8 protein-coding genes and 2 pseudogenes are annotated in these 14,234 nt (G+C 45.3%); all 10 read left to right on the top strand.

Translation table 11 applies throughout. From position 1 onward, the window contains the following. The first annotated feature begins 760 nt into the window (after positions 1 to 760). The 10 genes and pseudogenes from IPL35_02865 (at position 761) to IPL35_02910 (ending at position 14,209) form a co-directional block, all read left to right on the top strand. Positions 761 to 3,541 (top strand): exo-alpha-sialidase, encoded by a 2,781-nt coding sequence (locus IPL35_02865; protein ID MBK8442405.1) that lies wholly within the window; start codon positions 761 to 763, stop codon positions 3,539 to 3,541. Positions 3,542 to 3,598: 57 nt separating this feature from the next. Next, the gene (locus tag IPL35_02870) at positions 3,599 to 4,135 is read left to right on the top strand and encodes a DUF420 domain-containing protein (protein MBK8442406.1); all 537 of its coding nucleotides are present in this window, start codon (positions 3,599 to 3,601) and stop codon (positions 4,133 to 4,135) included. Positions 4,136 to 4,159: 24 nt separating this feature from the next. After that, on the top strand, positions 4,160 to 5,008 hold the full coding sequence (locus tag IPL35_02875; protein MBK8442407.1) for a caspase family protein: 849 nt from the start codon (positions 4,160 to 4,162) through the stop codon (positions 5,006 to 5,008). Between the two features lie 283 nt (positions 5,009 to 5,291). After that, positions 5,292 to 6,975, top strand: a pseudogene (gene ftcD / locus IPL35_02880) (glutamate formimidoyltransferase). A 122-nt stretch (positions 6,976 to 7,097) separates the two neighbouring features. Further along, positions 7,098 to 9,724, top strand: a pseudogene (locus IPL35_02885) (valine--tRNA ligase). Between the two features lie 189 nt (positions 9,725 to 9,913). After that, complete coding sequence (locus IPL35_02890) at positions 9,914 to 11,080, top strand: glycosyltransferase family 9 protein (GenBank protein ID MBK8442408.1); 1,167 nt, start codon at positions 9,914 to 9,916, stop codon at positions 11,078 to 11,080. Positions 11,081 to 11,203: 123 nt separating this feature from the next. Continuing rightward, on the top strand, positions 11,204 to 11,395 hold the full coding sequence (locus IPL35_02895) for a hypothetical protein (protein MBK8442409.1): 192 nt from the start codon (positions 11,204 to 11,206) through the stop codon (positions 11,393 to 11,395). A 212-nt stretch (positions 11,396 to 11,607) separates the two neighbouring features. After that, positions 11,608 to 11,946, top strand: a complete 339-nt coding sequence (locus tag IPL35_02900) for a hypothetical protein (GenBank protein MBK8442410.1) — start codon at positions 11,608 to 11,610, stop codon at positions 11,944 to 11,946. 81 nt (positions 11,947 to 12,027) lie between these two features. Continuing rightward, positions 12,028 to 13,362, top strand: coding sequence for a signal recognition particle protein (gene ffh / locus IPL35_02905; GenBank protein MBK8442411.1), 1,335 nt, complete (start codon positions 12,028 to 12,030; stop codon positions 13,360 to 13,362). A gap of 70 nt (positions 13,363 to 13,432) precedes the next feature. Beyond that, positions 13,433 to 14,209 carry a tRNA pseudouridine synthase A gene (locus tag IPL35_02910; protein MBK8442412.1) on the top strand — a complete coding sequence of 259 codons (777 nt, stop codon included), beginning with the start codon at positions 13,433 to 13,435 and terminating at the stop codon, positions 14,207 to 14,209. Positions 14,210 to 14,234 lie beyond the last annotated feature (25 nt).

Here is a 14,234-nt window from a genome sequence, read left to right on the forward strand (position 1 = left end):
AGGGAATAAGCACAGACAAAAGGCATAATTTTAAAAAAAATACGCTCATTCTGTTTAGACCTTTTACTAAATCATAAAAAATCAACAAAAATGAGTGTAGCAAGCAAAAATATTATCAAAAAATGAATAGTTATACATTTAATATTGGGTAATCGGAGATACAAAAATCAAAATTCCCATAGAAGACATCGTTATGGCTATTCTATATCGCTTAAAAACAGGCAACAAATTATTCGTAATGGCAGTGAACCCGGGCATAAAGAGCGCATATATATATATATATATATAAGGTACTCCACTTGTTGATTTTCTCATTCATTATGATTGATACTGAAGTTATTGTGTTTTAAAAAATTGAGTAATGCAATATAAATATTCAAAAATAATTATATTTTGCAAAGCACAATATAAAAAGCAAATAAAAATATAAATAAAAATAATAGTGCGTACTCTGAACAAGGCAAATTATCCTTTAAATTTTCGCCATTGACAACTCGTTGTACATTTGATTAAAATTTTACAAATTCAGGTTTCTGTTGCAAATAATCAAAAAGTAGAATATTACTGCCCCTTTCGGGGTATCGGTAATATAAACCCCGAAAACGTTTCTTTTTAAGTTGAGCAAAAAATAAAAAAATATCCTCCTTTCAATCAGGTATTTTTTATCTTTGAACGCAAGAAAAGGCTCCTTTATCCTTGTTATCGCCAGCCAGAGCCTCTGTTCCTGTTTTTTTCAATGCTTATCCCCCTTTTATTTCTTATGATGAAGCGGATTTTTAGTGCTATGCCTGCCCTGTGCTGTGCTTTGAGTATCGTATGGTTGAGCAGTTGCCAACAAAATCAGGTGCGCCCCCCGCACGAAGCCACCCCCGAAGGCATCGGCTCGCGCGAAGATGCTTTTGCCCGCCGCACCTACGAACTCCAGCGTCTGCGCAATCCCCAATCGGGTGCAGTGCCGCCCAATATGCGCCACCGCGAATTGGCATTTGCTGCTACCCTACCCACCGCCGCCGCCAAAAGCAGCGAAGATAAAGTATGGACCAAAAGAGGTCCTTATAATATAGGAGGCAGAACCCGCGCTTTCGCTTTTGATGTACAAAACCAAGAAAACATCATAGCCGGCGGCGTAACCGGAGGCATCTGGAAAAGCACAGACGGCGGCGCGAGTTTTACGCAAGTAAGCAACCCCGACCAAATACACAGCTTTACCGCCATTGCCCAAAACCGCCGCGCCAATCGCCAACATATCTGGTATGCGGGCACCGGCGAAGAATACGGGGTGGTGAGTGCCGCTTCGTTCAGCAATGTCACCACCGGCAATGGTATTTTTAAATCTACCGACAACGGCAACTCTTGGCAATTACTCCCCGCTACCCTCGCCGACACCCCCGAAAACACCACAGACGGCACTTTTGATATTGTGTGGCGCGTGGTGGTGGATCATATTACCCCCCTGAGTGCCCTCGAAGATGTGGTATATGCGGCTGTATATAACGGCATTATGCGTAGCACAGACGGCGGCGACTCGTGGCAACCGGTGCTGGGCTTCGGCAGTGGCACTCAATCTACTTATACCGACATTATTATGACTCCCTCCGGCGTGTTGTATGCCGCTATGAGTGCGGGCAATGCCGCCAAAGGTTTGTATCGCTCCACCGATGGCACCACTTGGACAAAAATAACGCCGACCGGATTTCCGAATTTGTTCAACAGAGTGGTGCTGGCGGCTTGCCCCAATAACGAAAACGAAGTGTTCTTTTTGGTCAATTCCGGCACCAACAACCACCAGTTGTGGCACTACACCTACGTTTCGGGCGATGGTAGCGGCGAGGGCGGCGTTTGGAACAACCGCACCACCAACCTGCCCAAAGGCTCTTGTCTCGGATTTTACGATTTTGATTTCGCACCCTATTCTTCGCAATATGGCTACGATATGTGCATCGCTTTTCAGCCCGACAATTGTCAGGTGGTGTATTTAGGCGGCACCAACGTATATCGTTCCACCGATGCCTTCACTACGGCTGACCATACCAAATGGATAGGCGGCTATCAGTGCGACACTGAAACCCCCTCCAATTATGTATATCCCAATCATCACCCCGATATTCATTATTTCGCCTTCAACGACAAATATCCCAACCGCCTCTATACCGGCAGCGATGGCGGCTTGCATTATACCGCCGCTCCCCTCGCCGACAGCGTACAGTGGGAAAGCCTCAACAACGGCTATGTTACCTCTCAATTTTATACCGTAGCTATTGAACCGAATTTGGCAGACAATGATTTGATGATTGGCGGTATGCAGGATAATGGCATTTATTTTACCAACAGCAATGACGGCGATTTTCCGTGGAGCAAAGTTTTTTATGGCGACGGTGCTTATGTAGCGATAGATGCCGGACGGCATAATTATTATTTATCGTGGCAAAATGGTAAAATTTTTAAATTCGGCATAGACGACTACGGCAAAGTAACCGGATTTACGCGCATTGATGCCAATAAAGAGCATCTTTTTATACAGCCTTTTGTATTAGACCCCTCCACCTTCAACCAACTATACAGTTTTGACGCTACTTCGGTGTATGTATTAGATAGTTTAGATGCCATTGAATTGGACAGCAATGAATACGAACCTTTGAATAAATGGAAAAAAATAAGCGCATCTACCGTCAATAGTTTGCAGCAAGGCACTATTTCCTTTATCGCCAAATCCACCATCAATGAAGATGCACTCTATTATGCCACCGACCGCTCCAAAGTATTTCGCCTCAAAGGTATCAGCAATGGTGTTTATGTAAAAGAAAATATATCTTCCGCACTGTTTCCTGCCAATGCCTACACGAGTTGCATTACACTCGACGATGCCTCTGTCGATGATATTTTGGTATCATTTTCCAATTACGGCGTAAAAAGTATTTTTTATACCTACGATGGCGGCACAAGCTGGCAAGATGTGAGCGGAAATTTAGAAGAAAACGCCGATGGCAGTGGCAGTGGACCCTCGGTGCTGTGGGTGGATATTCATAATTATTTCGGACAAAAGAAATACTATGCAGGTACCACAGTGGGTTTGTTTTCGTGTAATATTTTGGCAGGAGCGAATACAATATGGACGCGCGAAAGCCCCGATTTAATCGGTACTGTTCCGGTGAATATGATACAATCCCGCGATTTTGACAATACCGTAGCCGTAGCCACCCACGGGCGGGGGGTGTTTTCGTTGGAGCAGGCGGGTTTGGTGGGCAACGGCAACGAAGCCGCCGCACTTTCGGGTGGTGGCGCAGCCTGCCGCCTAATACCAAATGTGCTGCACACACCACAAAATGCACAACTCCGACTACAACTCAACGGCAGCGAAACCATACAGGTGAGCGCGTGGAGCATCAACGGCGGGCAGGTTGCCGACTGGGGCAAAAAAACCTACCCTTCGGGCGAGCATATCATTCCGCTCACGATGCCGGCGGCTTTGCCCAAAGGCACTTATCTGATACAGATTTCCGGCACAGGCTGGCAGAAAACCGAAAAATTAGTGCGCTTATAAATTCAAAATATACAACCTTAATTTTTACTGATTGTTGAAATAAACAAACTTTTGATAATGATAGAAAAGCATAGCGTCCGTTCTTGGGAAAAAATCATCGTGGTGGTATCGGTGCTTGTGCCGCTATTGGTGGTCGTATTGTTCAACATAGCACCGCCTACGGCATTGGAGCTTCCCTTTAATCCGAAAATTTTGCCGCTTTTTCACGCCCTCATCAACGGAACGGTATTTGTGTTGCTGCTGGCGAGTTGGTATTTTATCAAAAACAAACAAATAGCGGCGCACCGCCGTTGCAATATAGCAGCTTTGGTGCTGTCGGCTTTGTTTTTGGTATCTTACGTCACCTATCACACCTTCACCGAGTCCACGCGCTACGGCGGCACAGGAGCGATAAAATATATTTATTATTTTATCCTCCTCACGCATATCATTTTGGCGGCTCTGATATTGCCTTTGATTTTATTTACTTTTTTACGCGCTTTTTCGGGCAACTTTGAACGACACCGCCGTTTGGCTCGCTACACAATGCCTTTGTGGCTCTATGTATCGGCAACAGGCGTATTGGTATATCTGATGATTTCACCATATTATTAATGTATCTTTAAACCAATTTTTTTTATGTATTACTCTTCTGCTGTATGGTTCAGGCGTGCTGCGCAAGTGAGCCTGCTGTGGTGTGCTTTGTTGTGGGCGGTGTGGCTGTCGGCTCAAACAGTGGAACTTACACGCCCTTGTCTGCTTTTTTCCGAACGCCCCGAAAAAATTCACGCTGTAATTGTGGGCATCTCGGATTATGCCTACATCAATGATTTGAGCTATTGCCACAAAGATGCGCTGGCTTTCCACGAATTTTTGCTTGCGGAGTCTGCTTATCAAAAACAGACCGCCTGGGTAGAAGTGCTTACCAATGCCGCCGCCACCGAAGAAAACATCATTCGCTCTTTGACGAAGATGTGCGAAACCGCCACCGAAAACGATTTGGCGATTTTTTATTTTTCGGGGCACGGCGCAAAGGAAGGGCTTACACACTACCTCACCGCCAATGGCGATATTATGGAGTTTGAAGGTTTGAAAATGCTCCTCCGCAACTGCCCCGCCCGCCGCAAATTGCTCATCTTAGATGCCTGCCACGCCGCCGCCGTCAATGATGCCATCTACTTTGGTGCTGTGAGCGACTTGCTCTACAATCAGTTCAACGAAGGCTTTACGCTCATATCCGCCTCTGCCGCCGACCAAATTTCGCAGGAGTATGACGAAAAAGAAATGGGTTATTTCACTTATTATTTTTTGGAGGGCTTGCGCGGCGAAGCCGATTTTTTAGCGGGTAATGAGGACGGTTGTATTTCTTTGCAGGAAGCCTTTGATTTTGCACAGTTTTTTGTAGGCACACAAACCTCCGGCGCACAAATTCCTCAAATATCCGGTACTTTATCCACCGATTTTGTGCTGTGGAGTATAGAAAAATAAGAAAACCGTTTTTTGATAATTTTTGTGTAAAAGAGCAGCATTGAAAAATCTGAAAAGGTTGCACACTCGCCGTATTAAAAATTTTATTTTTACCAGAAACATAAAACTTAAAAAAATGCAAGAATAAACTTTGAAGTTTATTCTTGCATTTTTTACTTTCAGACAATACAAAAATCAAGGTTCAGAAGGTTTTTTTAAAATCTTTATAGGGCAACACGGCGAATCGTTTTATTTTTGTGTTCAATTTTTATATATTTTCAAAAAAAAATAAAACAATCATCTCGTGAAACGCCTCATAGAATGTGTTCCCAATATATCCGAAGGGCGCGACCCCGCGCTCATCGAAGCCGTTTGTGATGCTGTACGCGCCGTTGAAGGCGTACAACTTTTAGACACAGACCCGGGCAAAGCCACCAACCGCACTGTCATCACCTTTGTCGGCGAGCCGGAGCCGGTGTGCGAAGCGGCTTTTCAGCTCATCAAAAAATGCTACGAACTCATTGATATGAGTCGTCATCATGGCGAGCACCCGCGTTTTGGGGCTTGCGACGTATGCCCTTTGGTGCCGCTTGCCAATATCTCTTTGGAGGAAACCGCCCACTACGCCCGCCGTTTGGGTGAGCGCGTAGGCAAAGAATTGGGTTTGTCGGGTTATTTTTATGAAGCCGCCGCCACCACCGCCGAGCGGCGCAACCTCTCTACGGTGCGTGCCGGCGAATACGAAGGCTTATCCAAAAAACTCACCGACCCCGCTTGGCAGCCCGATTTCGGACCTGCTGTTTTCAATCCCAAATACGGTGTTACCGCCATTGGTGCGCGCAATTTCCTCATCGCCTACAATGTCAATCTCAACACTACCTCCACCCGCCGCGCCAATTCGGTAGCCTTTGATGTGCGCGAAGCCGGCAGGGTGCTCACAGACGAAAAAGGAAAACCACTCAAAGACGAAAAAGGCGAAACTTTGCGTCAGGCGGGCAAATTAAAATCCGTAAAAGCCATCGGTTGGTATATTGAAGAATACGGCATTTGCCAAATATCCATGAATCTCACCAACATCGGCATTACATCTATCCACGAAGCCTTCGAAGCCGTATGCGAAAGTGCACAAAACAGAGGTATGCGCGTTACAGGCTCGGAGTTGGTCGGATTAATTCCGAAACAGGCTCTTTTAGATGCCGGAAAATATTTTCTTCGCAAACAACAACGCTCGGTGGGTGTGGGCGAAGCCGAATTGATAAAAATAGCCGTAAAATCGCTCGGCTTAGACGATTTAGCTCCTTTTGACCCGCACAAAAAAGTGATAGAATATGTAATGGAAGGCGACACCGGCACACGCTTGGTAGCGATGGATTTGGTGCGCTTCGCCGACGAAACCGCCTCCGAAAGCCCTGCTCCAGGGCGGCGGCAGCATATCGGCGTATATGGGAGCTTTGGGTGCGGCTTTGGGCGCAATGGTCGCCAATTTATCTTCGCACAAGCGCGGCTGGGACACTCGCTGGGAGGAGTTTTCGCAGTGGGCAGAGCGCGGACAACGCCACAAAGAAGAATTGTTGTATTTGGTAGATGCCGATACCGCCGCTTTTAAAGCGATCATGGCGGTATTTGATATGCCGAAAAACACCGATGCCGAAAAAACCGCCCGTAAAGCAGCGATGCAAGCCGCTTTGCGGCAGGCGATTTTAGTGCCGTATCGCACGATGGAAGTAGCCTTCGACAGCCTCGCACTGATGAAAGCAATGGCGGAGCAGGGGAATCCCAATTCGGTGAGCGATGCCGGCGTAGGAGCATTGTGTGCCCGCAGTGCCGTGATGGGTGCTTATTTGAATGTATGTATCAATGCCGCCGACTTAGAAGATAAAGACTTTGTGCAAGATATTTTACAAAAAGGAAAAAACATGCAAGACAAGGCTCAGGCATTGGAAACCGAAATTTTGGATATTGTGCGCAAAGTAATAGCTGCTCAATGATGCAATGAACTGCCTTGATAAAAACAAACATCTAAGTTTTTGTATTACTGAGCTACTAAAAACGTACCTTTGCGCCTCGTATTTTTTTAACTTTTACATCACATTATCTTTTTATGAGTTATATGCCTCCTTTATCAGCCGTATATAATCCTGCCGAAGTAGAAGAAAAACGCTATGCCGAATGGATAGATAAAAAACTGTTTCGCAGTGTTCCCGACCACCGCAAAGCCTATACCATCGTCATTCCGCCGCCCAACGTCACCGGCATTTTGCACATGGGGCATATTCTCAACAACACCATTCAAGATGTGCTGATACGCCGCGCTCGTATGCAAGGCTACAACGCCTGTTGGGTGCCCGGCACCGACCACGCCTCCATCGCTACGGAAGCCAAGGTAGTGGCAATGCTCAAAGAAAGAGGCATCAACAAATGGGACATCACCCGCGAGGAATTTCTTACACATGCCTTTGCATGGAAAGACAAATACGGCGGCACTATCCTCCAGCAACTCCGCAAACTCGGCTGCTCCTGCGACTGGGAACGCACCCGCTTCACGATGGAGGAAAAACTATCGGCTGCCGTTACCAAAACCTTCGTGGATTTGTACCGCAAAGGCTTGGTATATAAAGGCTGGCGTATGACCAACTGGGATCCCTCCGCCAAAACCGCCGTCAGCGATGAAGAAGTATATCACAAAGATACCGTTTCCAAACTTTACTATGTGCGCTATGCGGTATCCGGCGAACCCAACGAATGGGTAACCATTGCCACCACCCGCCCCGAAACCATTTTGGCGGATACCGCTGTTTGCTGCAATCCCAACGACGAACGCTACACGCACCTGCAAGGCAAAAAAATCATCATTCCGATAGTAAACCGCGAAGTTAATGTTATTTTTGACGAATACATTGACCCCGCTTTTGGTACGGGAGCCATGAAGGTAACACCCGCCCACGACATCAACGACTACGAACTCGGCAAACGACACCACCTGCCCTTCATTGATATTATGACCGAAGAGGGCAAACTCAACGAAAAAGCCCTGTTTTTTGTTGGTGAAGACCGCTTTGCGGCGCGTAAAAAAATGATACAAGTGCTTGAAGAAGGCGGATATTTGGTAAAAATAGAGGAAAATCCCAATAAAGTGGGCTATTCGGAGCGCACCCATGTGGTAATAGAGCCACGCCTCACCGAGCAGTGGTTTGTAAAAATGGACGCACTCGCCAAGCCCGCTTTGGAAGCAGTATTGCAACAAAAAATTCATTTTTTCCCTGAAAACTATGTCAATATTTATCGGCATTGGATGGAAAATATCCGCGATTGGTGTATTTCAAGACAATTGTGGTGGGGCAGCGTATTCCGGCTTATTACCTACCGGACGGCTCCTACATAGTTGCCGAAACTGCTTCCGAAGCCCTGCAATTAGCACAGGCGCAAAGCGGCAACGACCGACTCACCCTCGCCGACTTAAAACAAGACGAAGATGTAGTGGATACTTGGTTTTCATCTTGGCTGTGGCCTATTTCGGTATTCGACGGCTTCGAAAACGACACCGAAATCAATTATTACTATCCTACGCAAGTATTGGTAACGGCTGCCGACATTATTTTCTTCTGGGTGGCGCGTATGATTATGGCGGGCTGCGAATGGCGCAATGAAATTCCGTTTTACGATGTATATTTTACGGGCATCGTGCGCGATAAGCAAGGGCGCAAAATGAGCAAATCGCTGGGCAACAGCCCCGACCCCATCGAATTGATGAATACCTACGGAGCCGATGGTGTGCGCGTGGGTATGTTGCTCTCTGCCCCTGCGGGCGGCGATTTGTTGTTTGATGAAAAACTCTGCGAACAGGGTCGTAACTTTTGCAATAAAATATGGAACGCCCTGCGCTTGGTGACAGGCTGGGAAGTGGCAGCCGGCGAGCGCAACGAACACAATCAGGCGGCGATAGACTGGTTTGACAGCAAACTGAAAAAAACCGCCGATGAAGTAGAACATCTCTTTGGTCAATACCGCATTTCAGAGGTATTAAAAACACTCTATTCTTTCTTTTGGGACGATTTTTGCGCCGATTATCTGGAAATGGTAAAGCCCGAATTTGGCAAACCCATTGATGAAGCCACTTACGAAGCCACGGTTCATTTTTTTGAGCAGTTGTTGTGTTTCATTCACCCCATTATGCCTTTTATCAGCGAAGAAGCCTACCAACTGTTGCGTCCGCGTGCTGCCGCCGACTCTATTTGCATAGCGGCATATCCCAAAGCCGAACAAGCGTATTCAGAAGCAGCCATTCGTCAGGGCGACAGTGCGGTAAGCATTATTTCATTGCTGCGCGATGTGCGCCAAAAACACAAAATGTCGCCGAAAGAGCCTTTAAAAGCTTATTTAAAAGCCGCACAAGCGAGTGATTATCAAAATTTTATGCCTATTGTAAAAAAACGCGGCAACTTGGAAGTATTTGAACTCACCGACCGCGAACTACAAGGAGCAGCGATGTTTGTGGTGAATAAAGATGAATTGTATGTGCAAATTGCGGCAGAAAAAGTAGATGCCGCCGCCGAAAAAGCGCGTATTGCAGAAGAGTTGGCATATTACGAAGGTTTTAAAGAGCAGATTATGAAAAAACTCGGAAATGCACAATTTGTGGATAATGCACCCGCGCAGGTAGTAGAGAAAGAACGGCAAAAATTAGCCGATGCCGAAGACAAAATAAAAATCCTCAGCGAAAATTTGGCGAAATTATAGGCATTTTTGGGTTGTATATTTATCTTTTATCAAAAAAATAAGCAGAAAGGGATTCAGTCGCAGAAATACCATCCGACTGAATCCTTTTTTGCAGTATTATCAATCAATGAAAAGGCAGATAGTTATTGTGACCCCCAAAAAAACAATACTACTCTATTATTTTATTTATTTTGAAACTTCTCCCTATTTTTGCAGCGCATCATCACACAATACCAAAACGGCATGAGTGCCCCCCTTTCTACTACGCATCGCGGCGACCCTATCTTAAAAAAAATAGAACTCGCTTTTCGCAAAAGGCTCATGCAAGCCTTACCTACACGCACTACACAGCCGCAAATAATCACACAGCCGAAATTGTCGCTGCAACTATCCGATACTCCTAATATATTGCTGTTGCGACAAGACAAAATCGGCGATGTACTCATCACTTTTCCGCTCATTCGGCTGCTGCGCCAACATTTTCCCCACGCTCACATAGATATATTGCTCGGCAAAGCTAATTTCAGCACCCAAAATGCCCTAAAAAAATACATCAACCATACGTGGATATACAATAAAAAAACTTTAGATACCCTCCGGCTACTGAAACAGTTGCGTGCCCGACACTACGATGTAGTAGTGGATTTAATGGATAATCCTTCAGCCACCTCTACATTGATTATGTATGGCAGCGGTGCCAAACAAATGCTCGGCATTGATAAGCCCAACAACCACCACGCCTACACCCACTTAGTACCTTTGTTGCATCGCGGCAAGGTACATATCGTAGAGCGCATTGCACAATTGCTGTTGCCCTTTGACATAGCTCCGCAGCCCGCACAATTGCGATTGGAATACGACGTAGCCCCCCAACGACAAGCCGAACTGCGAGCACAATTACCGCCTTTGGCTTCGCCCCTCCAAAAACGGGTAGGCATTAATATTACGGGTTCGGCGGCGAGCAAAGAATGGGGGAGCAACAATTTTATACAGGCTATCCGCCACATCAAAGCCACCTTGGGCGAGCGTGTTCAGGTGGTGATAACCGGCTTGCCCTCCCACGCACAAGACATCAAAAACATCGCACAAGCTACGCATAGCGCAGCAGCACCGCCTTTATCCAATTTTCACGATTTTGCGACCCTGCTCACACTTTTTGATGTACTCATCACCCCCGATACTTCCGCCGTCCATATTGCCGCCGCCCACCGCATTCCGGCAGTGGTGTTGTTTTTGTGGGATAATAAAGAACTACTCCCTTGGACACCCTACCAAAGCCCGCATGCCGCTCTCTTTGCCGAGCACGACGTAAAAGAAATTCAGGCAGACACGCTTACAACCGCTTTTTTGAAACTTTGGCAGCAAGAAAATTTATAATGATGTATCTTTGAAAAAAGATATTTCGGTTATAAACTACTTTTAAAGAAAATACGTTATCTCATAAAAAATTACTTGATAACAGATTTTTTTTGTTTAAAATGATTTATTTAACTTTGCGCCATGAAAAAAACGCCCAATAAAATAAAACCTGCTTCTACCTTAGCCACCAAAGGCGAAAGATTAGGCTGGCGTTCGCTCAAAGATGCCGAAACAATACAATTGAATTCCGGCTCAATCAGAGGCAAATATTTGAGCAAAAAAGACCTAAAACAACAAAGTATCACCACACCAACCCAACATTTAGTGCCTTGAGTTTTAATTCTTTAGGTTATACCTTAATTTTTATTCAATGCAAACGTTGTAAAGACAACAGCAAACATCTTTTTACTAATATCTATAAATTTTATTCGCCAAAAACAAAACTACACTATATCCTCCATGCCGATTATCACGAAGGAGATGTATTTGCAATTAAATTTTATTGTAAAAAAGACAAAAAAAGCAATAACAAATATTCAAAAATCGTGAATAAAGGAGATGTAAATAATTTATTGATAACGTGTGCTAATGTAGTTCCTTTACTTTTAAAAGATGATCCCAAGGCTTCTTTTGTTTTTTCGGGAGCCAGAAGTATTGATACTCAAAATTCATCAATAGAAAACTATGAAAATACGCAGCGTTTCAGGATATACCGCTATTTGACAGCATTAAAATTCGGCACGGAAACTTTTGCGCATTTTGAATACAGAAATATAAGTGCTTATCTTTTATTTAATAAAAAATCGGGAGATATGCGTCAAAGAGAACGGCAAATAGTGGAAATATTATGTGAAACTTATGAAAATCTATACAATGTCTTATAAAAATGCGCTCAGAAGTACAGATGTTTTTGGTCAGATTGTTTAATTTTCGTTTATAACAAATATATTGTATCGTTTCAAAACATGTTCAATAATTTACAAGAAAGTTTAGAGAATGCGTTTAAGGTGTTGCGCGGCAACGACCGTATCACCGAACTCAACATAGCGGCTTCCATAAAAGAAATTCGCCGCGCCTTGGTAGCTGCTGACGTAAACTACAAAATCGCCAAAGAGTTTACGGACAAAGTGAAAGACAAAGCTATGGGCGAAAAAGTATTGGCAGCAGTGCAGCCCGGACAGTTGATGGTAAAAATCGTAAATGACGAGCTTACCGAACTGATGGGCGGCTCGGTTGCCGAATTAGACCTCAAAAACAACCCTACCATTATTTTGATGTCGGGTTTGCAGGGTTCGGGAAAAACAACATTTACCGGAAAATTAGCAAACTATCTCAAGCAAAAGAAAAACAGAAAACCGCTAATGGTCGCCTGCGATGTATATCGTCCGGCAGCGATAGAGCAGTTGCACGTTTTGGGCAAGCAAATTGAAGTAGAGGTATATTCAGAGCCGGAAAATAAAAATCCGGTTTCCATTGCACAAAACGCCATCGCGCATGCCAAACAGAACGGCTACAATGTAGTGATAGTGGATACCGCCGGACGCTTGGCGATAGATGAGCAGATGATGAATGAAATCTACCATGTAAAGCAGGCGATTCAGCCGCAGGAAACGCTGTTTGTGGTAGATTCCATGACGGGTCAAGATGCAGTAAACACCGCCAAAAGTTTCAACGACCGCATTGATTTTACGGGTGTGGTACTCTCCAAACTCGACGGCGACACACGCGGCGGTGCGGCTTTATCCATCAAATACACCGTCAATAAGCCCATTAAATTCATCAGTACGGGCGAAAAATTGGATAAAATAGATGTGTTTTATCCCGACCGTATGGCGCAGCGTATTTTGGGTATGGGCGATGTGGTATCGTTGGTGGAGCGCGCACAGGAGCAATTTGATGCCAAAGAAGCCGAACGTGTACAGAAAAAAATATCTAAAAATCAATTTGACTTTGAAGATTTTCTGTCGCAACTGGCACAAATCCGCAAGATGGGGAATATCAAAGACCTTCTTTCTATGATTCCGGGCGTGGGCAAAGCTGTTAAAGACATTGAAATCAACGATCAGGACTTCAAAAAAATAGAAGCGATTATTTTTTCAATGACGCTCAAAGAACGCCGCAATCCGCAGTTGCTCACCAATGCGAGCCGCCGCCAACGTATCGCAAAGGGCAGCGGCAACAGCGTTGAACAGGTCAATAATTTCATCAAACAATTTGAGCAAATGCGTACCATGCTGCACTCTATGTCAAAAATGGAAAAAAGCGGTATGCCCTTTAAAATGAAATTACCTTTTCAATAAAAAAAGAACATACAACACAGATGATATAGTTGTTATTGTTTTTTTTTATTGGGAATTTGAAAAAGAAAATATGCCGCGTTATTTTTTGGAAATCGCCTACGATGGTACGGGGTATTCAGGTTGGCAGGCGCAGCCCCGACATACCACCGTACAGTCGGTGTTAGATGCGGCACTATCCAAGTTATTCGACAAAAAAATTGTGAGTCTGGGTTGCGGGCGCACCGATGCCGGCGTTCACGCCTCACAATTTTTTCTTCATTTCGACAGCGACCTCCCTCCTCACCCCGATTTAATTTTTCGCCTCAGCCGCCTACTCCCCCGCGACATTGCTCCCAAACGCATCATAGAAGTAGCAGATACCGCCCACGCCCGCTACGATGCCACCTACCGCGCCTACGATTATTATGTGCATCTGCACAAAGACCCTTTTTTAGACCGTTTCAGCTTTTTTTTCCCCGCACCCGCCGTTTTGGACCTTGAAAAAACGCGCCGCGCCTTTGACTTCCTACATTCTTTCAGCGATTTTCACTCTTTTGAAAAAAGCAACGACTCCAAAACCTCGCTCTGCACGCTGTATCAAACCCAATTCATCTTCGACGAAACCCACGCTCGTTTACGTTTTCATATCGCCGCCAACCGTTTTTTGCGCAGTATGGTTCGCCGCATTGTGGGTACGGTGCTGTGGGTGGGCAAAGGCGTTATCAGCTTCGACGAATACGAAGATACCGTGCGGCGTGCCGTTCCTTTTCGTATTCCCATCACTGCGCCGCCGCAGGGTTTGTTTTTGAGTCAGGTGCGCTACCCCTATTTAGCCGACACCGCCCCCGATTGCAATGCCTTGAAATAGAGACTTTGGTATGATGCCGTATTTT

This window comes from Sphingobacteriales bacterium, from assembly GCA_016711285.1.
In the GTDB taxonomy this organism is placed as follows: domain Bacteria; phylum Bacteroidota; class Bacteroidia; order Chitinophagales; family UBA2359; genus JADJTG01.

Excerpts from the sequence above, each read along its gene's own strand:
- IPL35_02865 (MBK8442405.1), top strand. The coding sequence starts at position 761 with ATGATGAAGCGGATTTTTAGTGCTATGCCTGCCCTGTGCTGTGCTTTG.
- IPL35_02870 (MBK8442406.1), top strand. The coding sequence starts at position 3,599 with ATGATAGAAAAGCATAGCGTCCGTTCTTGGGAAAAAATCATCGTGGTG.
- IPL35_02875 (MBK8442407.1), top strand. The coding sequence starts at position 4,160 with ATGTATTACTCTTCTGCTGTATGGTTCAGGCGTGCTGCGCAAGTGAGC.
- IPL35_02895 (MBK8442409.1), top strand. The coding sequence starts at position 11,204 with ATGAAAAAAACGCCCAATAAAATAAAACCTGCTTCTACCTTAGCCACC.
- ffh (MBK8442411.1), top strand. The coding sequence starts at position 12,028 with ATGTTCAATAATTTACAAGAAAGTTTAGAGAATGCGTTTAAGGTGTTG.
- IPL35_02910 (MBK8442412.1), top strand. The coding sequence starts at position 13,433 with ATGCCGCGTTATTTTTTGGAAATCGCCTACGATGGTACGGGGTATTCA.